The 25,234-nt window shown below is 47.6% G+C and carries 21 protein-coding genes; 12 read left to right on the forward strand and 9 right to left on the reverse strand.

Going from position 1 to position 25,234, the window contains the following annotated elements; all coding sequences use genetic code 11:
* The first annotated feature begins 39 nt into the window (after nt 1–39).
* Both S7335_RS15620 and menD read left to right on the forward strand, forming a co-directional pair.
* Nucleotides 40–1,611 (forward strand): isochorismate synthase MenF, encoded by a 1,572-nt coding sequence (locus S7335_RS15620; protein ID WP_006457673.1) that lies wholly within the window; start codon nt 40–42, stop codon nt 1,609–1,611.
* 75 nt (nt 1,612–1,686) lie between these two features.
* The gene (gene menD / locus S7335_RS15625; protein WP_006457377.1) at nt 1,687–3,471 is read left to right on the forward strand and encodes a 2-succinyl-5-enolpyruvyl-6-hydroxy-3-cyclohexene-1-carboxylic-acid synthase; all 1,785 of its coding nucleotides are present in this window, start codon (nt 1,687–1,689) and stop codon (nt 3,469–3,471) included.
* 27 nt (nt 3,472–3,498) lie between these two features.
* On the opposite strand, the gene S7335_RS29215 is transcribed toward menD, so the two are convergent.
* Nucleotides 3,499–3,633 (reverse strand): hypothetical protein, encoded by a 135-nt coding sequence (locus S7335_RS29215; RefSeq protein WP_006454379.1) that lies wholly within the window; start codon nt 3,631–3,633, stop codon nt 3,499–3,501.
* A 623-nt stretch (nt 3,634–4,256) separates the two neighbouring features.
* Between S7335_RS29215 and S7335_RS15630 the strand changes: the two genes are divergently transcribed.
* The 3 genes from S7335_RS15630 to S7335_RS15640 all read left to right on the forward strand — a co-directional run bounded on the left by S7335_RS15630 (nt 4,257) and on the right by S7335_RS15640 (nt 5,584).
* Nucleotides 4,257–4,499 carry a DUF2997 domain-containing protein gene (locus tag S7335_RS15630; RefSeq protein ID WP_006457547.1) on the forward strand — a complete coding sequence of 81 codons (243 nt, stop codon included), beginning with the start codon at nt 4,257–4,259 and terminating at the stop codon, nt 4,497–4,499.
* Between the two features lie 111 nt (nt 4,500–4,610).
* The gene (locus tag S7335_RS15635) at nt 4,611–5,003 is read left to right on the forward strand and encodes a DUF1257 domain-containing protein (protein ID WP_006457544.1); all 393 of its coding nucleotides are present in this window, start codon (nt 4,611–4,613) and stop codon (nt 5,001–5,003) included.
* Nucleotides 5,004–5,140: 137 nt separating this feature from the next.
* Nucleotides 5,141–5,584, forward strand: a complete 444-nt coding sequence (locus S7335_RS15640) for a ferredoxin (RefSeq protein ID WP_006454310.1) — start codon at nt 5,141–5,143, stop codon at nt 5,582–5,584.
* 16 nt (nt 5,585–5,600) lie between these two features.
* Here the strand turns inward: S7335_RS15640 and S7335_RS15645 are convergent, their stop codons facing one another.
* The 5 genes from S7335_RS15645 to phoU all read right to left on the reverse strand — a co-directional run bounded on the left by S7335_RS15645 (nt 5,601) and on the right by phoU (nt 13,114).
* A complete protein-coding gene (locus tag S7335_RS15645; protein ID WP_157620284.1) occupies nt 5,601–7,175 on the reverse strand; it encodes a hypothetical protein in 1,575 nt (524 codons plus the stop codon).
* 121 nt (nt 7,176–7,296) lie between these two features.
* On the reverse strand, nt 7,297–8,442 hold the full coding sequence (locus S7335_RS15650) for a lipopolysaccharide assembly LapA domain-containing protein (protein ID WP_006456016.1): 1,146 nt from the start codon (nt 8,440–8,442) through the stop codon (nt 7,297–7,299).
* 155 nt (nt 8,443–8,597) lie between these two features.
* Complete coding sequence (locus S7335_RS15655; protein WP_006454404.1) at nt 8,598–9,164, reverse strand: flavin prenyltransferase UbiX; 567 nt, start codon at nt 9,162–9,164, stop codon at nt 8,598–8,600.
* 89 nt (nt 9,165–9,253) lie between these two features.
* The gene (locus tag S7335_RS15660) at nt 9,254–11,593 is read right to left on the reverse strand and encodes a ribonuclease R family protein (protein WP_006456821.1); all 2,340 of its coding nucleotides are present in this window, start codon (nt 11,591–11,593) and stop codon (nt 9,254–9,256) included.
* A 633-nt stretch (nt 11,594–12,226) separates the two neighbouring features.
* A complete protein-coding gene (phoU, locus tag S7335_RS15665; protein WP_006456703.1) occupies nt 12,227–13,114 on the reverse strand; it encodes a phosphate signaling complex protein PhoU in 888 nt (295 codons plus the stop codon).
* A gap of 485 nt (nt 13,115–13,599) precedes the next feature.
* On the opposite strand from phoU, the gene psaM reads away from it, so the two are divergent.
* From psaM to ribBA, 3 genes are all read left to right on the forward strand, one after another.
* Nucleotides 13,600–13,695 (forward strand): photosystem I reaction center subunit XII, encoded by a 96-nt coding sequence (psaM, locus tag S7335_RS26905; protein ID WP_071776932.1) that lies wholly within the window; start codon nt 13,600–13,602, stop codon nt 13,693–13,695.
* A 537-nt stretch (nt 13,696–14,232) separates the two neighbouring features.
* Nucleotides 14,233–14,643, forward strand: coding sequence for a hypothetical protein (locus S7335_RS15670; RefSeq protein ID WP_006454080.1), 411 nt, complete (start codon nt 14,233–14,235; stop codon nt 14,641–14,643).
* Nucleotides 14,644–14,736: 93 nt separating this feature from the next.
* Entirely contained in the window at nt 14,737–16,485 is a 1,749-nt protein-coding gene (ribBA, locus tag S7335_RS15675; protein ID WP_006453943.1) for a bifunctional 3,4-dihydroxy-2-butanone-4-phosphate synthase/GTP cyclohydrolase II, read from the forward strand.
* Nucleotides 16,486–16,519: 34 nt separating this feature from the next.
* On the opposite strand, the gene S7335_RS15680 is transcribed toward ribBA, so the two are convergent.
* Nucleotides 16,520–17,878: a S41 family peptidase gene (locus tag S7335_RS15680; protein WP_006456817.1), complete on the reverse strand. Its 1,359-nt coding sequence runs from the start codon at nt 17,876–17,878 to the stop codon at nt 16,520–16,522.
* A gap of 377 nt (nt 17,879–18,255) precedes the next feature.
* On the opposite strand from S7335_RS15680, the gene S7335_RS15685 reads away from it, so the two are divergent.
* Nucleotides 18,256–19,101, forward strand: coding sequence for a creatininase family protein (locus S7335_RS15685; protein ID WP_006453641.1), 846 nt, complete (start codon nt 18,256–18,258; stop codon nt 19,099–19,101).
* A 218-nt stretch (nt 19,102–19,319) separates the two neighbouring features.
* Complete coding sequence (locus S7335_RS15690; protein WP_006454588.1) at nt 19,320–20,006, forward strand: ROK family protein; 687 nt, start codon at nt 19,320–19,322, stop codon at nt 20,004–20,006.
* Nucleotides 20,007–20,027: 21 nt separating this feature from the next.
* Here the strand turns inward: S7335_RS15690 and S7335_RS15695 are convergent, their stop codons facing one another.
* Nucleotides 20,028–20,606, reverse strand: coding sequence for a 5-formyltetrahydrofolate cyclo-ligase (locus tag S7335_RS15695; RefSeq protein ID WP_006457038.1), 579 nt, complete (start codon nt 20,604–20,606; stop codon nt 20,028–20,030).
* A 59-nt stretch (nt 20,607–20,665) separates the two neighbouring features.
* Nucleotides 20,666–22,261 carry a bifunctional pantoate--beta-alanine ligase/(d)CMP kinase gene (locus tag S7335_RS15700; RefSeq protein WP_198011381.1) on the reverse strand — a complete coding sequence of 532 codons (1,596 nt, stop codon included), beginning with the start codon at nt 22,259–22,261 and terminating at the stop codon, nt 20,666–20,668.
* Between the two features lie 371 nt (nt 22,262–22,632).
* Between S7335_RS15700 and S7335_RS15705 the strand changes: the two genes are divergently transcribed.
* Nucleotides 22,633–24,096, forward strand: a complete 1,464-nt coding sequence (locus S7335_RS15705; RefSeq protein ID WP_050765996.1) for a SulP family inorganic anion transporter — start codon at nt 22,633–22,635, stop codon at nt 24,094–24,096.
* Nucleotides 24,097–24,240: 144 nt separating this feature from the next.
* Nucleotides 24,241–25,107 carry a universal stress protein gene (locus S7335_RS15710; protein ID WP_006453381.1) on the forward strand — a complete coding sequence of 289 codons (867 nt, stop codon included), beginning with the start codon at nt 24,241–24,243 and terminating at the stop codon, nt 25,105–25,107.
* Nucleotides 25,108–25,234 lie beyond the last annotated feature (127 nt).

A 25,234-nucleotide genomic window follows, 5' to 3' on the forward strand; every position in this document is an offset into this window, starting at 1 on the left:
CATGGGAAAATCTAGTGATCAATTGTTATTGCAACCTTCATGCCAGCCGTTCAGCACGAAATTGATTCTGTCAAGACCTCTGTTGAAGCTTCGCGACTTGAACCGACAAAGATCTATCAATTCTTGACCGACTGTCAGCAACAGGCGATCGCGTCTAATCAGCCGAAGATTGCCAGCCTTTCCTTTTCAATTCGAGCGATCGCATCTGGGGCCGTTTTAGCCACACTTAGTAATCCATATCAGCGCCACTTCTACTACGACTCGCCTCAGCAGTCTGACTTATCGAGGCAGTCAATGGTCGGTCTAGGCTGCGCGGTAGACTTTAGGGCGGCTGGAGGCAGTCGATTTTCTCAAGCCCAGGATTTCGTACAGTTCTGGGAAGCTCAGTTTGTCTATGCAAAGTTAGATAAAGCAGGTTTAAATAGATCAAGGCCGTCACTACCTGGCCACTTCTTTTGCAGCGCTACTTTCTTTTCAGATTCTGAGATCTCAAACAAGCTTGCAGCGAATGCAACGCCGACGCTGCAGACTCCATACTTTGAACCCGCTTACCTATTCGTACCTAAGCTTCAAGTTACAACCGTAGAGACCCGCCAGCTCGCCCACTCCATAGCGACGTTCAACTCCTTGATAACCGCGACAACAGATATTGAAAAAACTACTCACACAATCTACACCGAGCTGAATCAGCTAATCTCACTTAGCAACTTACCGTCTAGAATTAGAACAACTGCTACAGTCAGAAAACTGAAAGAAAGTTCAGGTAGAAGGCATAGTCATAGTTCTCACTACCGTACCCGCCACAATGACCTTACCCATTTCAAGTCGGCAGTCAAGGTAGCACTAGAACAACTACAAACTAGCCAACTACATAAAGTAGTTCTCGCGGATGTGATGGATGTCGAAGGAGCGCAGCCATTTGATGAAGTGCAATCGCTCCAAGCTCTCAGGCAAAATCATCCGGACTGCACCATCTTTTCTGTTAGCAACGGTCGCGGTCAATCTTTTATTGGCGCTAGCCCCGAACGACTTCTAAGCATCGCCGATGGTCGATTTACTACCGACGCACTCGCTGGCACGGTCTCACGCGGAACACTACCTAGTCTTGATATTCAGCTGGCTCAAACGCTGATCAACAGCAAGAAAGAACAGGTTGAGCACCGTCTTGTTGTTGAATTTATTGTGCGCCAGCTTAAATTGCTAGGCCTTACCCCCGAATACGATCCGCGACCTAAAGTGCTGCAGCTTTTACACGTTCAGCATTTGCATACCCCTATTAGTGCCAGTATCACACCGCCGCAGTCCGTCTCCCCTCTAGATATTCTCGCTAGGCTCCATCCGACCCCGGCTGTAGCAGGCGTTCCGCATCAGGCCGCCTGCGAGCTTATTCGTCAGTACGAAACCTTTGATAGAGGCCTCTATGCCGCGCCGGTCGGCTGGATAGATACTCAAGGGAACAGCGAATTCGTAGTTGGAATTCGCTCGGCTTTGCTCAATGGACAGAAGGCTCGGCTGTACGCCGGCGCTGGGATCGTTGCTGGCTCGGAGCCCGCGAAGGAACTCGCAGAAATCAAGCTAAAATTACAGGCACTGCTAAATGCCTTAGTCTGAATGTATCTGAACGTGTTGGTCTAGCGACTTCCCTTTGGCCTTCTATCTTCTGCTCCTTATGCCTTTTGAATCCATATGCCCATCGACTTTCGTAATACCAACAGTCTTTGGGCTTCTATAGCGGTCGAGACCCTTGCCCGTTTAGGGCTACAGACAGCCATCCTCTGTCCCGGCTCTCGCTCGACCCCGCTCACAGTTGCCTTCGCCAACCATTCTGGAATTGAAACGCTACCTATCTTAGATGAGCGCTCGGCCGCTTTTTTTGCCCTAGGCTGTGCAAAGCGGCAGCATAGTCCGGTGGCGATCGTTTGCACATCTGGCACAGCTGGAGCAAACTTCTATCCAGCAATCATTGAAGCCTATGAAAGTGGAGTACCGCTGTTGGTTTTCACTGCTGATCGCCCCCCGGAGATGCGCGACTGTGCCTCTGGTCAAACAATAGACCAGATTAAACTGTTCGGAGGATTTGTGAAGCGGTTTGTGGAAATGGCGGTACCGGTGGCGGATCTGTCAATGCTGTCGTACTTACGACAGACATTGGTCAGTGGATGGGAAAGTGCGATCACGCCACATTCTGCACCTATCCATTTCAACTGCCCTTTTCGCAACCCGCTAGCGCCGACCGCCAACAGCAGTACTCATCGGGTCAAATCGGCTTTCAATACAGAGAAATTTTTTCATTCGCTTTCTGTTCCAGTCACAACCAAAGAACATACTGACTTACTCACATCACTACCAATAGCAGACTGGCAATCTAAGGCTGGCATCATTATTGCAGGTCCGGCCAATCCTAGTGACCCCACTGCTTACTGCAAGACAATTTTCTATCTCTCACAGCTACTAGATTGGCCCGTTCTCGCTGAAGGACTCTCTGCACTCCGCAACTATCTTGCACTTAATCCTTTCCTTGTTTCTAGCTACGATCTTATCCTTCGAGACTCTCGCCGGGCAGCAAAACTGGTGCCTGAGTGTGTACTTCAGTTAGGCGCGTTGCCAACTAGTAAAGTCTTGCGTCAGTGGCTACAAAGGCATCAACCCCACCGTTGGATAGTCGGACCTCGGCGGAACTTAGACCCTTTACACGGACCGACTCATCGTCTTTTTCTAGATATTGAAGCTTTCACTCAACCTAATTCTGTTGAATCGCCTATATCTGTTGAATCGCCTATGTCTGTTGAATCGCCTGAAGATTCAAACTATTGTCAGCAGTGGATGATTTATGAACGTAAGATGCGTGGCACTCTCGAAGAGCATTTAACAGCAGAGCCAGATCTCGTTGAAAGTAAAGTAGTTTGGCTATTATCAAAACATCTACCAGAACAAACTCCCCTTTTTGTTGCCAACAGTATGCCAGTTAGAGACCTTGAGTATTTCTGGCCACCTAACGACCGTCGGATTCAACCAGTGTTCAGCCGTGGCGCGAATGGAATCGATGGGACATTGTCTACGGCGATGGGAATAGCTCATCGTAATAGACCCACTGTCTTACTCTCTGGAGATCTTGCCTTCTTACATGATACGAATGGACTCCTTAATACCGCTCAACTATGGGGTCATCTGACCATTGTGCTAATTAATAATGGCGGCGGTGGTATCTTTGAGATGCTGCCCGTAGCCAACTTTTCATCTACGTTCGAAGAGTATTTTATTACTCCGCAGCAGGTGGAATTCTCTTCTTTGTGTCGAACATATGGTGTAGAGCACCAGCTAGTACAAACTGTAGAAGCCTTTGTAGAGGCTATCAGAGTTTTGCCAGAGAAGGGAATTAGAGTCCTAGAAGTCGCTTGTGATAGAGTCACACCTGCTGAATATCGAAAACTTAGCGTCGCTAGAAGAAAGGCGCTTCTAAACTCAGCTTAGTGATTGATCGCTTTTTATGGAATTTGTTCAGAACGCTTTGCAAATGTGTTCTGCTGTCAATGTCACTGCTTCGTCACCGCTTCCGCTTGCAGCAAGGTCGTCGATACAAGCGGATTCATCGCGATCGCCAATCGTCGCTAGGCTATTCCACTTAGACTCCACGCCTTCTCTTTAGGTCTGAAAACATACACGATGATCGCCCGGCGTAGATTGACACAGATAGTACAGTGTGTCGGTAGTACAGTGTGCTAGCCAAATTAGTAAACCTTGGGCGGTAGCTAGCGCAGCAAAGACATGAATCATTCCTAACTTTACGAGGTTCACGATCTGAATCTATAGCGTGTTCGCAAAAAGGCTATTCCAGCTGGTACGTCAAAAGTCGATGTTTTCTATCGCAACACTTCTTATTCTCTAATGCTTCTTATCTGTGCAACCCCATTCCTACGTTAAGACACGACTAGTTACTACAGCTATACTTAAAAAATACTGTACATTTATACCTTTTGCGCTTTCGTAAACGTTAAGAGAGCTTTATAGTATTAAGAAGTGAGTGCTCTTGCTAACTAATGACACTTACTAAAAAGTGTAAAGTTTTGCTGCGACATGACTAGTTTATTTGAATGAGATTGACTACATTATGAGCAATCTGGTTGGCAATAGAAAACCCACCTTTGGTTGAAGCATGGACTTACTTCTTCGTGTCAACGTTTGATCATACGACTTTTTTTAGTCACACATTCAGTCCCACAGCCTTATAGATAGCCTTTTAGGGGCCAGTTGAACTTATGGAAACGCTTGAGTTTGTAATTTATCCAGACGGTCGGGTCAAGGAAGTCATCACAGGTGTCATTGGAACATCATGTGCTGAGGTTACCGCCGCTATTGAAGCCCAGCTAGGGGATGTTGTGGCCCATGAGAAAACGTCTGAGTACTATGCTCAACCAGTTCAAGTGTCTAGCACAAACTGCTCTTCCGTTGGTGGATTTGCCCAAAATTTTGCTCAGGCCAGGGTCTCTAGTAGCTGGTAGTACTAGTCACTAGCAGTGCTAAGAACTCTATTGGCACTGTGTCAGCTACTGTATCAGCTTTGTTTTTACCACCGTACATCTTACTTACTGTTTGTTTAGCCGGGTTCTAAAATGTCTCATTTCAGTCAAATTAAAACTAAGCTTCGTAATCTTTCTTCTTTACAACTGGCCCTAAGCGACGCAGGTGTTCGCTGGCAGGCTGGGCCTAAAGCTGTCAGGGGCTATCAGGGCGACACTCAGACCGCCGAGATCGTCATTGAGCAAGACAATGGTTATGACGTCGGCTTCAAGCAGAATTCACAGACTGGCAACTACGAACTGATAGCTGATTTACAGTACTGGAAGCAGCCTCTATCTGTACAAGGCTTTTTAAACAAAGTGACTCAGCGCTACGCTTACCACACTGTTCTAAATGAGTCCGTCGATCAGGGATTCCAAGTTTCTGAACAGGCGACTAATGAGGATGGCTCTATCCGTCTAGTGCTTCAGCGCTGGGGTGCTTAAGCCCATCGCAGTACTCGGATATAGTCACAAAATACATAATCATAGACATACATAATCATAGACAAGACTGTGCCTGTGTGTAGTGATAGCCGCTTTATCTATTGCTACACACAGCTTTCAAACAGAGGATAGTACAAGTGTCTAAGCACAAAGAGGGCGACCGCTCGGGTTTGGAGCCAGAACTGGGGGGTCAGTTACGATCTGCTCAGCAGCGTACAGGGTTAGAGCCTGAGCTGGGAGGGGCTTTTAGACAAAACGGAGTCTATGTAGACGAAATTTCTTGTATTGGCTGTACGCACTGTGCTCACGTAGCCCGTAATACGTTCTATATTGAGCCAGACTACGGCCGAGCGCGAGTAGTTCGTCAAGATGGTGATTCAGAGGCGCTAATTCAAGAGGCTATAGACACTTGCCCAGTAGACTGCATTCATCGGGTGGACTATACCGAATTGAAGCAGCTAGAGCGCGATCGCCTAACTCAAGTGATTCCTGTAATTGGCTTTCCGGTTGAAAAAGCGGTTATTGCTGCCCAAAGGCGTCGACGCACTGCCAAGCTTCACAAAAAGGCATCAAAAAACTAGCTGCTAGCTCTGTGTCCTATCTCGTTTCAATAACTTGTACGGTTCCATCATCGCTTAAAATAACGCGCAGTATCAGACTATCGCTTTCTGAACTCGTCGCAAAGGAAGGGCGAGCAGTGCTCGGTAAGATGCGTTCACGCTGCTGCTCTGCCGCTTCACTAAATGCTGTAAAGCTAAGAATATCTCCTGTATCCGATAGCCTAAGTTCGTACAGCAGTATGCCTTCACTTCCCCCTTGCCAACGCTGCTGAAAATAAGTTTGCACCTGGCTCACTATCGGCATGGATTGTAGTGCAAGCTCTGCAGGCGGCAGATCGTTCGGAACGGCAATAGCTGTGCTTCGAGCACTATCATTAGGATCACTACCAAGAACGGCCTCGCCCTCAGCAGAATTAATATCTGCCGCTGATGTAGTTTCTTCTAGCATCTCTATCCTTGGGACTTCCTCAGATTGCTCAGCAAGCCGGGATGCACCAAACTCTGCAATAGCAGGGGATGGCGTGGTAGGGAGTATCTCTGTTTGGTTTTGAGCTAGGTCCTGCTCAGTCGAAGTAGGCGAAGGCGCGGCAGTCAGCGTCTGTGGAGCAGAAGGAGCTAAAGTCGCTGATTCATCAGTAGACGGTAGGGCTGAATTGTCTCCAAGTCCTACCTGTGTTCTAGATAGAGACTGAGCCGTTTGACCTGACGAAATGTTTGATGAAACGTCGGGTTGGGTGTCCTCAAATAGCGCTTTGGCTGACTGAGTTTCATCATCACTTAGTGGAAGGTTGGGCGAAGAATTAGACGAAAAGTTAGGCGAAGAATCAGGCAAAGCATTCGATGAAGTGTCGAGCGAAGAATCTGGCGAGATATCGTCTGCTTGAGCTTGTTCTAATAACTGTACGGTTTCTGGTTCAGATACGTCAGCGCGAATAGTTACGTTATCTGCCGTCGCCACTTCTTGTAGCGTGGACTCTCTAGACCACAGCGCCGTAGTCAAGCCAACAGCAGCTAAAGCAGTGGCAGCAGCACTAGCCCACAGCCTCATCCGTTTGCGCAATTTACGCGGAGACCGTATGACATTCGTAGAGGGGTCTACTCGGTTATCGCGAACCGGCTGTAACAAAATGACGTTCTCACTGAGCTGTTCTGGCGCTATCGGGGGCAGCGTAACAACAGTCTGCTCATATTGGGTAAGAACTGTGTTGAGATCACAGAGTTGAAGATAGCTAAGTGGCTGTGGATACTCAAATTCTGGAGGGTACGCGCTCGTACGAGTACTAGATGAATCACTGTTAGATGGGTCATCGCTAGAAGAATCACTGCTAGATGAGTTATTGCTAGATAGCCCGCCAAGAGCGGGAACGGCTAGCGTCTGACGGGTCCGAATCTGGATATATCGTGTGATTGATTGGAGCACCGTGCCATCCCCTTCAGCGACTAGTCTTGGAACTCCTCGGGCTTCGTTCGCATTAGGATCAACCGCACCATCCGCTAGCCATAGCTTGAACGTCAAGCTGTCGGCAACTAGCCGATCTGACCACTGCGATAACGCCGATGGTCGCGTAGTAACTTCCAAGATGCAGCTACCAGCAGTGGAACGTTGTTTCATTGGATTGGCAGTGGGAATAGCCATGTAGAAACTGAACTTACCTATCAAACATACCTATCAAACAATAGTAGTGAGATAAAACATCATTCAGCGAGTTACTGATTTGGAAACAGCCGACCTCCTATGAATATCTATCGTCTTCTACCTCATCGAGCGGTTTAAGGGGAGGGATAATTACTTTGTAATCTGCTTCATAAACACCGTCTGGCCCGACTTCGTCAGTTGCTCTGTCTAAGTCTATGTCATCCTCCTCAGGTAGATAGTCATCCTCTGCCCAAGGCGGTTCGCCCCTTCCATACAGGCTGTCACCATAAATTCGTTTGCTGCTAGGTTGAGCAGAGCCAGTTTGCTCTAGATCATCATAGCCATCGTCAAAGTTCTCCCAGCCGTGTTCTAGTTCATCCCCATAGGGCTCAGCGTAGTAGGACTCTGGGTAAGACTTTGGGGCTTCTGCTGACGGATAGTATCCCTCATTTTGATTGTTCCAGCCGCTAGCGATGTCGTCAGCTATTCGCCCTACGTTAGTACCAGCATTCTTACTAAATCTGAATAGGTTATCAATGCCTTCTTCGACTACTGAGGGTTTGATCGCTTCCCAGTCGTTGATTTGTTCGACGGTTCGCCTCTCGCCCCAGTCGTCTCCAATTGGTCGCCCATCTTCTTGCTTTCTGCTTGCGCGCCCTTTTCCACCTGAACTTTCACTCACCATCCCTTCTGGAGCAGAGCCCTTTTTGGTGAAGGGCAAGTTGCTCTTCAATGAATCGACAAATGTGCTACCAGAAAGAGGATTCAAGTTACTTTGCGATTCATTTACTTCCGCTGTTGAACTTTGAGCTGTTGAACTATGGTAAATATCTCTGGGTGAATCTTGAGGAATAGGCGGGCGATCGCCTTCCACTGCAGTCTCACCAATAGGAGTATCTGAAACAAAGGCGTCCGAAGCATAGCCGCCATAAGCATCAGTGGGCGGATAAGACGAGGGTGCTACAGTCGGGTTTGAAGGTAAGCTACTAGGGTCAGAATCAGGGTAGGGCACCCGCCGACCCATTGGCCTATATTTGCTCTCCGGCGGGCGCCGCCAGCCTACAAGCCCATATAGTAATAGGGTAATCAGCGCGCCGATACATACCGTAATCGCTAGCAGCAAACCAAAAGGCACAGCAGGAAAGCTACCACCTAAGAAATTAAGGGCAATCAGCGTGCTGTTTTGAACAGCTATAACGATCAAAACAGCAATAGGTAGCAGTAGGATAATCAAACGGAACATGGTTGAGTATCTCCAAAGTAGGTACCAGCACTAGATGCTAATTTTGGACACTGACCCTCAAACGTTGGCCCCCTCAAACGTCTGCGTAGAGCACCGTTGACCTAGAGCACTGTTAATATAGAGCACCATTGGCGCAGAGCACTCACACCACACGTTTACTTTCCTTTCCATCGACGCAGTGGAACACAGTCGATAGCAAGCTGATCTAGGGCTCTAGCGACTACAAAGTCAACTAGGTCATCGATAGTCTGCGGCTGATGATACCAGGCGGGTATAGCTGGCACAATTCGAACGCCAGCCTCAGCTAGTGCGGTCAAGTTGCGTAGATGGATCAGGCTAAAGGGCGTCTCTCTTGGAACCACGATCAGCGGACGGCCTTCTTTGATCTGTACATCTGCTGCCCGCTCTAGCAGATCTGAGCTCAGGCCCGATGCCAGCTTGCCGACTGTGCTCATGCTACAGGGTATTACAATCATACCGCGTGCCCGATAGGAACCACTGGCAATGCTTGCCCCAACATTTCCCCATGCATGGCAGCGCAATTCGCCAGCGATAGGAACATCGGCCTGCTTTCGCCACCAGTCTTGCTGTTGGTCTGTATTGGTAGGCATCGGCGTACCGTGCTCTTGCTGCCAAACTTGCTGTGAGGCCCGTGATGCAACTAGTTCAACGGAATAACCAGCGCTAAGTAGGTGCTTTAGGGTGCGGATGGCGTAGATCATGCCAGAAGCACCGCTGATACCGAGGATAAGGGGTTGTGAGACAGTCGGGAAATGAGATGATGAGAGAGAAGAGTTAGTCACTTGTTGTTCTATTCTTCTTCGCCAAGTTCGCTGTCCTCTTCACTAGCTTCGCTACCACCTCCAACAGCAACAAGGTCAATTTGCTGCCGGTAGTAGTCAACACTTTTGACTTCGACTTCAACGTGATCGCCCAGTCGATACTGCTGACGATTTTTCCGACCTACCAGCTTCTGCTGCCTAGAGCGATACTCATACCAATCATCTTTTAGCGAGCTGACATGGACCAGTCCCTCTACTAGTAGCTCTTCTAATTCCACAAAGAACCCATAGGACTGTACGCCAGTAATCAGACCATGGAAAACCTCACCTGTGTGCGCCTGCATAAAGGCTGCTTTTTTCAATCCTTCTAGATCTGATTCGGCATCTTGAGTGATCCGTTCGCGTTCGGTCAGCTTAATTGGAGCACGTGTGAGCTGTTCTTCCATCTCCTGCTGAACAGCAGGCGGCAAGACACTCCAGTTAATCTTACCGTGGCAAGAGCTGTGACGAAGATTGACGCGGTCTTTAGATCGAGTAGAGCGGCGATCGCGCCCGTGTTTGAAGACTGCGTGCAGCAGGCGATGAACTAGCAGATCTGGATAGCGCCGTACGGGGGAGGCAAAATGCGTATAGGCATCATCGATAGCCAAGCCAAAGTGAGGACCGGGCCGAGCGCTATACAAAGCGGGCTTCAAAGTAGCCAACAGCAGATAAGTTAATACCTTCTCAGACTTAGAGGCTTTGAACTGCTCAGTAAAATTTCTGTAGTCACTGGGAGCTACCTGCTCGACATCTTCTAGCTGAAGGTCGATTTCCATATTATTAGCTAGCTTCACTAGCTCTTGGACATCAGCTAGTTCTGGCGTTCGGTGAACCCGATAGAGTCCTGGAATGCCCAGCTCTTTGATGTGTCTTGCGACCAGTTGGTTTGCCAGCAGCATAAATTCGGTCACGATGATCCTAGCGGGCATATGGTCAGAGACTACCATCGCACCAAAGGAACCTTCGTCGTCGTATTGAAACTTAGGCGAAAGGTATTCAGCTAGCTCTTCTGCTTCAGGGGGAAACTCATGCTGAGGTAGATTCAATTCAAAAGAGCCTCGCTCATGACGGCGCTGCTTCACCTCCTGAGATAGCTGATACAAGCTGTCAATTAGATCCATGACTGGCTCGAATTCTTCGATGTCGTCAGGGCTGAATCCTAGTTTTTCTAGCTCTTCGTCCTCTTCTCGAACTAAAATCGCCTGAGCTTGGTCATAGGTAAGCTGGTGACTCACTTGGATGACACTAGGCTGAATCTCATACTCAAGCACCTGGCCATCGTCATCCATCGTGATCAATATAGAGATTGCCAGCCTGTCCTTATCGGGAACTAGCGCGCATAGCGCATTCGGAATGGGTGGTGGCAGCATTGGAACAATTTCATCACCAAGATAAACTGCCATTCCTCTAGATCTAGCAGTCCGATCAATGACGTCGTTGGGCTGAACATAGTGCGCCACATCAGAAACATGAATGCCCAGTCGACGATAGCCATCGTCTGTGATATCTAGGCTAATCGCATCATCGATCACCTTGGCATTTGATCCATCAATAGTCAGCGCGGCATGTTCTGTTAGATCCACACGGCCTTTAATGTCTGACTTTCGAACCCGATTAGGTAGGCCACGTGCGGCTATGAAAACTTCTTCTGAAAAGATCCGAGGTAAATCGTGTTTGCAGTAAACAATATCTACATCAGCTGCGTCTTCAGCATCACTGCCTAGAATTCGAGAAACTTTACCTTGCGGTGGGTGTTGCGCAATTGGGTAGCGGGTGATTTCAACGTGAATCAGGTGATCGATAGCTTCGCTCAGATCTTCTTCGCTTTCGGCAATATCTAGTTCGAATAGTAGTCTGTCATCTAGAGGAATCGCTTTAAACTTGTCTGCTGCCGTTTCGGCCGCTTTTACTTTGGCAAGAACGGACTCATTTGCTCTTTCTAATATCAGCTTAACTTCGCCTTCGGGGCTACGTCGTCTACTGCCATCTTTAGTAACTTGGACTAGAACGCGATCGCCGTTCCAGGCCGTATTTAGCTGAGATTCTCGTACATAGATGTCATCTGCACCTTCCTCATCTTGAATCGCAAAGCAAAATCCTTTACTAGAGCACCTCAGCTTGCCTTCTATGACATCTTCATTCTCTATTTTTCGATACTTTCCACGAGACTTCTCTAAAACGTTGGTGCGCTCTAGAGCGGTGAGCGCTATGTGCAAGTCTCGTACTGCTTCTTCGGTATTACAGTTGAGCTTTTTCTCTAAAGTTTTGACGGCAACTAATTTATCATCAGATAAGTTAGCTAAAAGTGACGCAATCGAAAATTCCATGTAGCGATGAATCCTTGAGTGAATCCGTTAAGATCTCAGATAGTAAAGCTAATTGTTTCTAACAGCCCAAAATCAAGAAAATAGTAGGCAAACGCTTAGCTAATCTTGGCAAACCGGTTAATAAACTAATTAGTGAGCAGAGCTGATAGAGCAAAACGGATTGAAAGTAGCATTTTTGATCAGGTTATTGTGATACCAAACGCTGTGGTTCAAAATACTGTGGTTCAAGATCAAGATCTACAGGTCATGAACTTAAGCGAAGCCTATCAAATTGACTTAAGACTAAACCACCTAGACTGAACTTATCCAAAGTACATTTTCTATCCTATAGCCCTCTTATGGTTCCGTACTAGGTTAATACTGTCAAATACCTAGTATAGTAGAACCTCTCTAATGCCCTTCACTGTAGTCTATTTACTGTAGTCTATTTGCCGTAATCTATCTACAAAGCTGTCCCACAAAGCTGTCGGAGCGATCAATTTGTTCACCTTGATTGCGCACTTGTAGCCGCTAGAACCTTTATGTAGAGCAGACTGATATTGAGCGGGCTAGGCAACGTGAAGCGTCGAATGCAATCCGACGTTACTCCATCTCTATCTATAGAGCTTAGTGTTCGAAACCTAGCGTTCAACGCTAATTACGCTCACCGGTGACAACAAAGCTAACTCTTCTACCAACATTAGTGGCATGATCAGCGATGCGTTCTAGGGCACGAATCACTAACACTAGCAGGACAATTGGTTCTACGGAACCTACTACAAACGGTGTACTGACTAGCTGCTGATATAGTCGTTCGTAGTCGTCATCAACGATATCGTCCTTGCGCTTGAGTTCCGTACCTGCTTCTGAGTCGAGTTCTGAGAGCGATCGCAAGCATAGTGCCACCATAGAGCGGCATCTATCTAACATGACGCCAATTTGATGCATGGACTCATGAGCAGGGTATGGAAACAGCTTGATCGCAGAATTTCCAATACTTTTGCTATAGTCTCCGATTCTCTCTAAGTCGCGTACTATCTGCATAAACGCGCTGACTAGCCGTAGGTCTTGTGTGACTGGCGCCTCTAAATTCAGGAGATTTGTGCAATCTACTTCAATCTGGCGATAGAGAGCATCGATCTCTCTATCCTGGATAGGAAGTCGTTTGGCGGCGTCCAGGTTGCGATCACATAAGGCCTCTTTGGCTAGAAAGCAAGAATTTTCAACCAGTGCGCCCATCTTTAGAACTTCTCGCTGCACTCGAATAATTTTACGATCTAGGCTAGAGCGACTAATAAAGGGTGTTGTCTTGGGTATAGGCTGATCGAAATCAGCCACCGTGGGGCTACTTTCCTGTGTGTTCCCAGGGCTAATCGCACTGCTCTTATTGAGAGTATCTTCGTCGTCAAAGTTGTTGGTTCGACTAAGACTGTTTTCGATCACCATAGAAGAAGGCCTTTTATTAGCCGTCAGCCGGCTTTGATTATCAGCGTTTGAAAAAACAGCACCTGTAGGAAGAGAAGTGGAAAAATAATCTTTCATGATAGAGGGTGGTGCTAACTTGAATTTTTGTTAAAAGGGAAGGATTTATAACTAACCTATGGATGAAGTTTCTATCGCTAGATCGCAGAATGTAGCAGAGACATGAGCTTGCATGAGTTGCAGTCATCGGACTTTCATGTTTGCCTATTCGCTTGTTTTATGCTTCGCGTTGGGTTCTAGTGTAGTCTTTTCTTACTAGACTTTTCATACTAGATATAGTGGGAATATAGCGGGGCCTTGCATAGAGGCTGTTGTTCAGACAACACGTCGTCTAAGATGACATCAGTGTCTAAGATGACATTAGTCCATTAAAGGATGCTCAGAAGAATACTCAGAGTCAGAAGAGAAAGAGCCACAGTAAAAAGATGCGGTCCAACCAGGCGGGTGTGTAACAGTTAGTAAACAATGAGGCTGTCTACACGCCACTTTAGGAAACAATCGTAGAAGTATTACCTTATTTTTAGGAAAGAAGGATAGTAATCACTATGGCATTATCTGACTCTCAGATCTTTTTGGCACTCGCTCTAGCACTCATTCCTGGATTTCTAGCATTACGTTTGGCGACTGAACTTTATAAGTAGTCTTCCTGCCACAGGGCTGTCAGCCTGTAAACAAGCTCACTGAACTTGGCATACGGCCATATTTACCAGTGACTGTGAGGTTAGAGTATATGGTCTTTGGGTTTCTGCTCATATACTCCAGATAGGATACTCAGATAGGTCACCTAGGCAGGTTGACTAAGGTAGCTCATGTAAAATCTACCAGCTTAATAACGTGGATATAGCCTGAACGCATAACTCCCCTCTAGTAGCTGCAATGAAGTTACCAGAGGGGAGTTTTCTGCTATTGCTATTCAGGCTACTCGTGTTTTCTAGGTGGCTGTAACAAAAGACGTTGTTTAGTCAATGAGAAGCTATTCTTGAAAAGAATTTATAGGCAGTCCTATCTAGGGGGTGATGTGGGTAAGGTCTACAAAAAGAAAAAAGAGTTTAGGAGAGCTTGGAAAACGATAAGAAATTGTCCATAATGTGCTCAATTATTGTGTAAGTGGTTCTCCGGACGATACTATTTGCGCTTTTTTGCTATAGTCAACTCGCTATTTTGGTAATCACCGCTTTATGAATGCTAATAGGCGCCCGATTCCTTCTTCATCGCCAGAGTCTCTTTCACCAATTCCTCCTAAAATAGCTCGTTCAACCCAGTCTCGCCGTTCTTATCGGCGGCAAGGCACTTTCAGCAGGGGGAAGGCGATCGCACTAGAGTCTTCGGTTCAGCTCACCATCAATGTGTTGCTGGCTATTATTGCTATCACTTCAATTGCTAACCTAGTACCCTATCTCCGGGCTCGCCAAGCAAAGTTAAGTACTTTGCAAGAGTCTGTGGCTCAAGCTGAAGAGAAAAACGCTAAGCTGCGATCGCAGTTTGACCGTAACTTTGATCCCGCCCAAGCCTCACAAATTATGCAAGAGCAAAGCGGTAGGGGCTATCCAAACCAGAAGAAAGTCATCTGGACTAAGCCACTAGATTAAAGGTCTCATTCCAGTTCCATAACTGCTGTGAATAAGTAACCCTGGCGATACAATCGAAAAGAAAGACTTTTCTAGATTGTATAAGGAACGCCCGTGGTAGATGCCCATAAAGATGGCCGCTCGAATGAGAGTTTTCAATTTGATTCAATAGAGGATGCGCTAGCAGATCTAACAGCAGGACGTTCTATCGTGGTGGTCGATGATGAGGACCGCGAGAATGAGGGCGATGTAATCTGCGCTGCTCAATTTGCCACTCCCGATATGATCAACTTCATGGCAGTAGAAGCCAGAGGATTGATCTGTCTAGCGATGACTGGAGATCGTCTAGACGAATTGGACCTCCCGCTGATGGTCACCAATAGTCCGTTTGAAGATGAAAGTGAGCAGACGGCTTTCACCGTTAGTATTGATGCTGCTTCGAAATGGGGAGTAACCACTGGAATCTCCGCTGAAGATAGAGCGCGGACTATTCAAGTTGCTATCAATTCCAAATCAACTGCACATGATTTACGACGGCCAGGACATATCTTCCCATTACGCGCTAGAGAAGGCGGTGTCTTAAAGCGAGTCGGCCATACTGAAGCGGGCGTAGATTTGGCTCGCCTAGCTGGGCTTTATCCAGCTGCTGTTATCTGCGAGATCTCTAATCCTGATGGCTCTATGGCCAGGCGTCCGGACCTGATAAATTATGCTAAAAAGCATCAGCTTAGATTTATTAGCATTGCGGATCTTATTAGCTATCGGCTGCGACACGAGCGATTTGTCAAGCGTGAAGCCGTTGCTGAAATGCCTTCTAAGTTCGGTGAGTTCAAAGTATATGCCTATCGCAACCAGCTAGATGGATCTGAACATATCGCGTTAGTCAAAGGCGATCCCGATACATTTGCACAAGAGCCGATTATGGTCCGAATGCATTCTGAATGTTTGACCGGAGATGCCCTCGGGTCGCTTCGATGCGACTGCCGGATGCAGCTTCAAGCGACGTTGAAGATGATTGAAAGTGCAGGTAAGGGCGTTGTGGTCTATCTGCGTCAGGAAGGACGCGGAATTGGTCTTGTGAATAAGCTAAAGGCATATTCTCTTCAAGACATGGGCTTAGATACGGTTGAGGCAAACGAGCGACTAGGTTTACCGGTAGACCAGCGAAACTATGGAATGGGCGCTCAGATTCTAATGGACTTAGGGATCAGTCAGTTTCGATTGATTACCAACAACCCTCGCAAAATTGCTGGGCTCAAGGGCTATGGTTTAGAAATGGTAGATCGAGTACCGCTATTGATCGAAGCGACTACTTATAATGCTGGATATTTGGCGACTAAGGCAAAGAAGCTTGGCCACTTTCTATTGCAGACATATCTAGTGACCGTGGCCATTCAGTGGAGCAGTGTAGAAGATGTGGGCCGAGATACAGTAGCCGAGCGCTATGAAAGATTAGAAAAACTTCGGCAGATAGGCGAAAGGCACGGGCTGCTGCTTCAAGAAGAAGCTCGCTCCGTAGCAGTAGCGGTATTTGGGCAGATGCCCTTAATTGCTCATTTGGGTTTAGATCAGCCAGGTCTGACTAGTGATCGCTGGTACAAGGATTGTAGGCATCCTTATGTGCGGGCGATCGCCTCTCTTCTAGATGAACTTATCAGCTGGCAAGATATCGAACAGTTGGAGTTTTTGGTCTCCGATGGCGGCGATCCCTTTACTCAGCTCAAAGTTCGACTAGATCGGCAAATCTTTCCATTATCAACTGAAAACCAAGGGCAACCTAACGTCATGCCCAGCGATATCTGTCAAAAACTAGACACTCAGCAGATCTACATGTTCTCTAGGCAGAGCATTGCTTCTGAATAAACAGCTTTCGATTGAACTTTAAACGCTTTTTAAGTTAAGGTTCGATTCGTCCTAGCTGACTAGGAAGCTGTGGTTTTGTTCCGGGAGCTGCTAAAACCGGCGCATTGACCTGCCGCCTAGCAAGTACTTCAGGGCGAATAGCCGCTACTGCGCGAGTGAACTGCAAATCCTCTGCTGTCCCTCTAAGCGCCGGGTTTGTTTCTAACTCACGCTGTTGCTGAGCGGTAAGAGAAACGTTAATATCCGGCGTAATCCCCCGAGTACTAATGTCTGTACCATCAGGCGTGTAGTAGTGAGCGACAGTGACCGCTATTCCAGATCCATCAGAGAGTCCATGCAAGCTCTGGACGAGCGCTTTGCCAAAAGTAGGACTACCGACAATAACTGCGCGGTCATTATCGCCTAATGCACCCGTGACAATCTCACTTGAGCTAGCTGAGCGACCATCAACCAGCACTGCCATGGGTAGATCGGTTACCGCTGTGCGGTTAGCTGTAATCTCATCATCATGGCCATCTCTATCGACCGTCCGAACGATACTGCCTCGAGGCAGCCACATCCGGCTAATCTCAATACTTGCCTGCAGCAATCCGCCTGGGTTCCCCCGCAAGTCTAATACAAAGGCTTCTGCTCCCTGTTCTGTGAGAGTATTGATAGCCTCATGCATTTGCTCAGCCGCATGGCCACTAAATTCATCTAGGTGAATATAACCGACTGAGATATCCTCATCTGTGTACAGAGCAGAGTCGACTGTCGAAACAAAAACTAGCTCTCTAGTTAGGATTAAGGTTTCCTCACTGTCATCTAGGCGGCGTAGTGTCAAGGAAAGTTGGCTGCCGCTATCTCCTCTAATGAGCTGCGAAGCGCCTTCAACGGTTAGATTTCGACTTGAGCGGCCGTCAATGATCAGCACTTTGTCTCCCGGTCGGATACCAGCTTTATCAGCCGGGGACTGGTCTAAAACGCTTGTTATTGTTAGTTCTTGGCCTTGCTTTTGCAATCTAATGCCGACACCGGATACTTCTCCTGAAGTCTGTTCTGTCAAAGCGCTGTACTGAGCCGGATTTAGAAATCGAGTATAGGGGTCATTCAGACTACTTAGTACGCGCCGCAACTCTCTATAGGCAGCGTCTGCAGAAGTATATTCTCCGCTAAGAAGGGTTTGACGAACCCCTAGCCAATCAACCCGATTAAAGTCACCGTCGACATATTCTTCGTAAATTAGCTGCCAAGCTTCATCTAAAACGGTTTTAGGGCTGTTTTGGAAGCTAGAGGCAACCGCAGTCTGAGTAGTTTGTGGTAGGACACCTGTCGCCATTGCTGGTAGGAGCAACGAAAGCACACCTAACGAACAGCGTTGTAGCGAGCCTAGAGCACAGGCAGTATTTTTCATTTAAGACAAGACAACAGAAGGACGTAAAGACGAAGATGCACTGAAGTCGGTTAGTGTTGTAACTAGCAATGGTCAGCTAGTGTAACTAGCAATGGACTCAGCATACACAGACCAAACGGCTGTGTTTATAGAACTGACATTAAAAGATATATCCAGTTGGCTAAATGTAGTCTAATTCTGAACACACAAAACAGCTAACTTCTAAGTTTTAGGAAGGTAAGGTGCTTCTATTCTTAGCTTATCCATACAAACATTTCCACTGTAGCTAATTGGAAGATCTTGAGCACTTAGTCCGAACAGTTACCGCGACCGATCGCTAAACGGTTTCTCTATACACAAGTTCATGACTCTCATTCATGACCCTCCTTAGGAGACGTATGATCGAAGGATCACGCGAGCTGTCTCACCGTATTCTTATGCATGGCTACATTCCACCCCAGCGATTTTTCCCTTACTTACAATGGCCACAGATTAGAGATTTGCCAGACAAGGCAAATACTTTGATTATTCAGCCAGTAGGCGCGATAGAGCAGCACGGTCCACATCTACCAATAATCGTAGATACCGTTATCGCTACCTCAATTATTGGTAAGGCGCTGCATCAGCTAGACGATGCGATCGCTGCCTACGCTTTGCCGCCCCTCTACTATGGCAAATCAAATGAACATAGTCAGTTTCCGGGCACAATTGCACTATCTGCTCAGACATTGACAGCAGTCCTGATGGAAACAGCTGAGAGTATTTACCACGCTGGGTTCCGGAAACTACTGCTAGTTAATGGACACGGAGGTCAGCCACAGATTCTAGAGATTGTGGCCCGAGATTTACGAGTGCAGCACGACGATCTGATGATATTTCCCCTATTTGTATGGGGCGTACCTCACCGAGTCGCTGAAATAGTCGGCCAAACAGAATACGACGAAGGCATTCATGCTGGAGATATCGAGACAAGCGTTTTGCTAGCGCTACTGCCTGAGCAGGTGAAAATGGCAGCGGCGGTAAGAGAATTTCCAAAGGCGTTTCCCCCAGGGAGCCTACTGAGTCTAGAGGGAAATCTACCCATGGCTTGGACGATGAAAGACTTGAGTCGAAGCGGGGTTGTCGGTGATGCGACAGCAGCAACCTCAGAGAAAGGAGAGGCAATTCTAAATTCTGTTTCAGCAGGGTGGGTCAAAGTGTTCGAAGAAATCTATCGATTTGAAGGACTTAGCCTACAAGATTGAGTTTGCAATTTTGCTAACGCATCCTATCGCTTTGCTAAACGTCTTTACTTAACAATTTAACCAAGCCAGTCACCTAGCCAGCTTCGCTGAGGAAGACCTCACTAGATAAGTCAGCTATAGGTGAGTCAACTCAGCAATCATTCCAACTCTTAGGGTGGTCTAATAAATAGGGGTTAACCCCAAAGAATCTGACAACCCATAGCATGGAAGAGAGCAAGATGAAGACGCTGGCAATAGACATTGGTGGGAGTGGACTCAAAGCGTTGCTGCTAGACGAGCAGGGCAATCCCTTGGGCGATCGCGATCGCATCAAAACGCCGAAGCCAGCTACGCCAAAAGCGGTGATGAGTCTACTCATCGAATTGGCTCAAAGACAAGGCGATTTTGATCGAGTCTCAGTGGGGTTTCCCGGGATCGTTCGTAAAGGAATAATCTACACGGCCGTCAATCTTCACCCTGACTGGCGGGAATACGATTTGGCTACGCAGCTTTCAAGCAGTGTTGGTAAGCCTGTACGAGTTGCTAACGACGCCGACCTACAAGGGATGGGAGCGATTTCAGGTGAAGGGGTAGAAATGGTAATCACGCTAGGAACAGGATTTGGAACAGCGCTTTTTACAGAGGGTCACTTAGTACCCAATATAGAGCTAGCCCATCATCGTTTTCGCAAAAGTGAGACTTATGAAGAGCAGCTAGGGCGAGCAGCACTCAAAAAGATTGGATCGAAGACTTGGAACACGCGTCTATTAAAAGCAATTGAGTCTTTATCGCGCGTGCTCAACTACGATCGGCTCTATTTAGGCGGTGGTGAGGTAAAGCATATCGAGATAGAACTACCTGAGAATGTAACCATAGTCTCCAATATGCTGGGCTTATTAGGGGGAATCAAGCTGTGGAAAGACTGAGCGATCGCCAACGTACCTCATCTATCGCCTAAAGAAAAACCCACTCTCGGTGCAAATTCCATCCAACGGAATGTCCCAGATATCCCTGGGTAGTTGGGGAACACGGGCATATTCAAAGACAACACCAATAGTCGGTTTATCAGCCCAAATTGAATTGCTAAACATGCGGTCGTAATAACCGCCGCCATACCCTAGTCGGTATCCACTGACGTCGCAAGCAATGCAGGGAACCAGAATTAAATCAACTTTATCGGGATCGACCAGTGGCGAGTCGGGATCAGGTTCGGTAATTCCATAGACGCCAGGCCGAAGCGCCCAAGGACTATCTGGATACCACTGGTGCCATGTGAGCGTTTTACCTTCACAGCGAGGCAGTCCCCAACTTCTCGGTTGCTGTAGAAGTAAACTTAAGTCTGGTTCAGCGTTGGAGGTGCAGTAGGCCAAAGTGAGTCTAGACTGACCAAACACAGCCCAGTTTTGGATATGTTGACAGATTCTGGCGGATTTCTCTGCCCTGATCCGCTGGGGCATAGCTTGTCTTGCTTTTAGCAAAGATCGCCGCTGCGATTCTTTGTCGCCCATATCGCTGGTGAAAGACATCTAAAAGAGTGCTAATAGAAAGCGTGCTAAGAGATTAGTTCAAAAACCCAAAAGCGAAGCTACAGACTTTTGTAGAGATTAGAGATTTTGTCGATCACCTGTTCTGCCGTAAGATCGTCAGTAAAAATTTCAATAGCATCTTTAGCCTTGCGCAAAGGGGAAACAGCTCGGGTGCTGTCCTTGCGATCGCGTTCAGTAATCGCTTGAGTCAGCTCAGTGATCTTAGGTAATGACTGACTGTTTTCTAGCTGGGCCTTTTCCAAATCTTGGTAGCGTCTTTGAGCGCGTTCTTTGATCGAGGCAGTGAGATAAATCTTCAGTTCGGCATCTGGAAAAACCCTAGTACCAATATCGCGGCCATCAACGACCACACCGCCTTTTTTCCCATACTGCTGCTGCAAGCTAACTAGATGCGATCGCACGGCAGGCTGAGCTGCAATAGTAGAAACCGACTCGGTGACAGCAGCAGTGCGAATGGCCTGAGTAACGTCTTCACCGTTTACTAGGACTTTTGGCGGCTGTGGCTGATTGTCCTGGACATTAGCAATCAGCTGTATCTTACAATGCGCGATCAGCCTGGTAATCGCTTCCTCATCTGTGAGATCAACCCCCTGTTGGAGAACATACCAAGTCAGGGCGCGGTACATTGCGCCAGTATCGAGATACAGTAGTCCCAAATTATGGGCAATCTGACGAGCGACAGTAGATTTGCCAGCACCAGCAGGCCCATCGATGGCAATAATAGGAGTGCGATCACTCAAAATAATGTTGTCAATTAATCTCGTTGCGTTCTGTTTAGGGGTGCCTACGGTTGCTGCGACTGCCATCATTCCTACGGTATCGATTACTTGCAAAGGCTTCAGTGTATCAGGATGCACCAAGGCTAGATAGTCTAAAAGGACGTCAGGTTCTGCGGACAAAACAGATTTTGCCACTCGAATTAGCTCCACAGCGGTCCGTTCTCCTTGCCTAAAGGCAGCTTTAGCCGATTGCAAGCTACGGCTCAAGACGGTCGCTTGTTGCCTTTTGGCACCTGATAGGTATCGATTACGCGAGCTAAACGCCAGGCCATCAGGCTCTCTAACCGTTGGACAAACGACGATCTCACCTGGCAGATTGAGATCTTGCTGTAGCCGCTTAATGATGGCAACTTGCTGAGCATCTTTCTGCCCAAAGTAGGCGTGGGTAGGGCGAACGAGATTCAGTAGTTTAGTCACGACAGTCGCCACCCCTCGAAAATGAGTCGGTCGCGATCGCCCCTCTAAAGAACTCGTTAGCTCAGCGGGCGGAACGACCTGGGTCACCTTCGATAGCTCCAAAGTTGGTGTACCATACAGTTCGGCAACAGTGGGCATGAAGATAGCATCCACACCAGCCGCCTGGCACAAGCTTTTGTCCGCTTGAAAAGAACGAGGATAGCGGTCTAGATCTTCGTCTGGAGAAAACTGAAGCGGGTTAACAAAGATGCTAACAATGACGATTTGGTCGATCTGTCGCGATCGCTCGATCAAACCCAGATGCCCTGGATGTAGCGCGCCCATAGTGGGTACTAGGCCTACGCTGGTCTGATCGGGACTCAGGAGATCTTTGTCCTGACGACAGCGCTTTAAATAGATGTGCAGGTCATCAAGCGTATGAAGTATCTGCACAACCATCCTCCGTTGAATCAGACGACCAAATCAGCACACATTAATTTAGCGCAGATCGCGAAGCTGCTTGTTCTGCTCCTAAGTAGAGAAAGCCGTCAGGAATACGTAAAGACCTACTAGCTATGAGGCGCTTGCTGACGGACGCTCTAGGGACCCTATTGGATTGGCGAGTCTTAATAAGCGGGCCTCAAGCAGGTCTCAAACGAGTCTTAATAAATATGAGAGACTAATGATTTGGGTGCGGTGTAAACACTGCCTTTACCCTGTTTCCCACAGCTCATACCCAAACAGCTCATACCAAAAATCGTCTTTCAATCTTTTCCCAGGCCTAAGGAGAACCCTTGAACATTTCTAATTTCAACGTTCGCTTACCAAACTTGCGTACGCTCAAACGAGAGTGGTTACCAAACCCCAAGGCTGACCTTCTAGCTGGAGCGGTGGTAGGGTTAGCGCTAATTCCAGAAGCGATCGCCTTTTCAATTATTGCTGGCGTCGATCCTAAGGTAGGACTCTATGCTTCATTTATCATTGCGGTGATTACTGCCTTTCTCGGAGGCAGACCTGGATCTATCTCAGCGGCTACGGGCGCCATGGCCTTGCTAATGGTGGACTTGGTCAAAGATCACGGACTTCAATACCTATTGGCAGCAACCTTTTTGACGGGTATCTTTCAGGTGATATTTGGTCTATTCAAGCTAGGCCGTCAAATGAAATTTGTGCCCCGAGCCGTCATGATCGGCTATATCAATGCGCTCGCGGTTCTGATCTTTCTAGCTCAGCTACCTCAGCTTACTAATGTGCCGCCTACGGTCTACGTCTTAACTTTACTATCGCTAGGGATCATCTACATCCTGCCTCGCTTTACCAAGGCAGTGCCCTCGCCGCTGGTCGCTTTAGCGGTCATGACCATCGCCGCGATCGCTCTGCGCTTAGATGTTCCGACAGTAGGAGACATGGGTGAGCTACCGACTGCTCCACCTTTGTTTGCTTTGCCCCAGGTACCGTTTACGTTTGAGACCCTACAAATTATTTTCCCCTATTCCTTCACTCTAGCAATCGTAGGACTATTAGCGTCCTTTCTGACCGCCTCTCTAGTCGACGATTTTACCGACACGCCTAGCGACAAAAACCAAGAGGCTAAAGGACAAGGCATTGCTAATATTGTGACTGCTTTTTTTGGAGGGATGGCTGGCTGCGGCATGATTGGTCAGTCGGTCATCAACGTCCAGTCCGGCGGACGGGGCCGTCTCTCTACTTTATCGGCTGGTGTGTTTTTACTCGTGGCGATTCTATTTTTGCAAGACTGGGTAAGGCAAATGCCTATGGCCGCTTTAGTTGCCGTCATGATTATGGTTTCTATCGGCACCTTTCGCTGGTCATCTTTCACGAACATGCGCCGTGTACCTCGCAGTGAAGTCATCGTTATGCTCACCACGATGCTTGTCATTATCTTTACTCGCAACTTTGCTCTAGGGGTAGCGACAGGTATCGTGATGAGTACGGTATTTTTCTCTCGTAAAGTAGCCAAGCTGGTTTTTGTCGATCGAATCTTGCTAGAGGACACTCATCGCATCTACAAAGTGTCGGGGCAGATTTTCTTTCTGTCACGAGATGAATTCTTGGCTTCCTTCAACTTTTCTGAACTCGTCGAACAGGTAACTATCGATCTTAGCCGAGCACACATATGGGACCAAGGAGCTGTCGAGGTACTCGATAAAGCCGTACAAAAGTTTCGACGTCGCGGAATTGAGGTGACCGTGATTGGTCTCAATGAAGCCAGTGCTACTTTACTTAACCGCCTTGCAACTGACGAGGAACTTGTCGCTAGCGGGCAGCCCTAGCACTGTTCTCCTAACGCTGTCTAGCCTCGCTACAGGACGCTTTGTATCTTCAAGCCACTGGGACTCTCCATCTCCCCAATTTCTGTATAGAAACGCCTTAGGTAGAACACAAGTGTAAAAAACACAAAAATAAAAAACTCAAGTATGAAAACAATTCTTCTGTGCTCTGATGGGTCGGCCTTCGCAGATAGCATCTATCGATACGGCGCCTGGTTCGCTCGCCAGTTTCAGGCCAAAGTCAAGGTTCTGTTCGTCACTGATATTCGCGGACAGAAAGTTGCCTCTACTGGCAATCTCAGTGGCAGCATTGGTCTAGGAGCTTCGGAGCAGCTATTAAATGAGTTAGTTAATTTAGAGTATGAAAAGGCTAAACTCAATAACCAGCGCGCCCGATTGATCTTGCAAAACGCTAGCCAGGTGCTAGAAGCTGAAGGTTTGGCGGAGGTAGAGCTAATTAATCAAACTGGTTTTCTAGTGGACTGCTTTCACAACTTTGAAGCAGACGCCGATATAGTGGTGCTAGGCAAGCGAGGCGAAGCAGCAGAGTTTGCCTCAGGACATCTAGGAGCCAATGTTGATCGGATTGTACGCAGCAGCAGCAAGCCTTGCCTAGTAACGCCTCAAACCTTTGCGCCGATTAAACGGCTACTTGTGGCTTACGATGGCAGCCCTACTAGCCAACGGATCTTAGCCTTTATGACAGCCAATGCTTCTGGATTTAAGCATGTAGCGATTCACCTATTAACGGTGGCCAAGTCGGATTCGGAGACTCAGCGATCGCAAACACTAGCTAAGGCCAAGCAGCAGCTTCAACAAGCGGGGCTGACGCTGGAAACAAGCCTACTTGTCGGCAATCCAGAGAAGGTAATCGCCCAGTACATCGAGCAACACCAAATCAACCTGTTAGTCATGGGTGCCTACGGTCACCGTCGCATCCGTCATTTGGTCATTGGCAGTACTACGGTTCAACTACTTAGAAGTAGCCAAACTGCAGTGCTCTTATTCCGTTAGTTCCCAATTCCCCAACCATCTATCGACAGCACTTATTGCTGTGCACAAAGCTATCGCTCTTCAATGACTTCGGGAATCAAAACGCTGTAAGCATTGAAACCTCGTACGGGTCGTTGGTTATTATGTA

The organism is Synechococcus sp. PCC 7335 (genome assembly GCF_000155595.1).
GTDB lineage: Bacteria > Cyanobacteriota > Cyanobacteriia > Phormidesmidales > Phormidesmidaceae > Phormidesmis.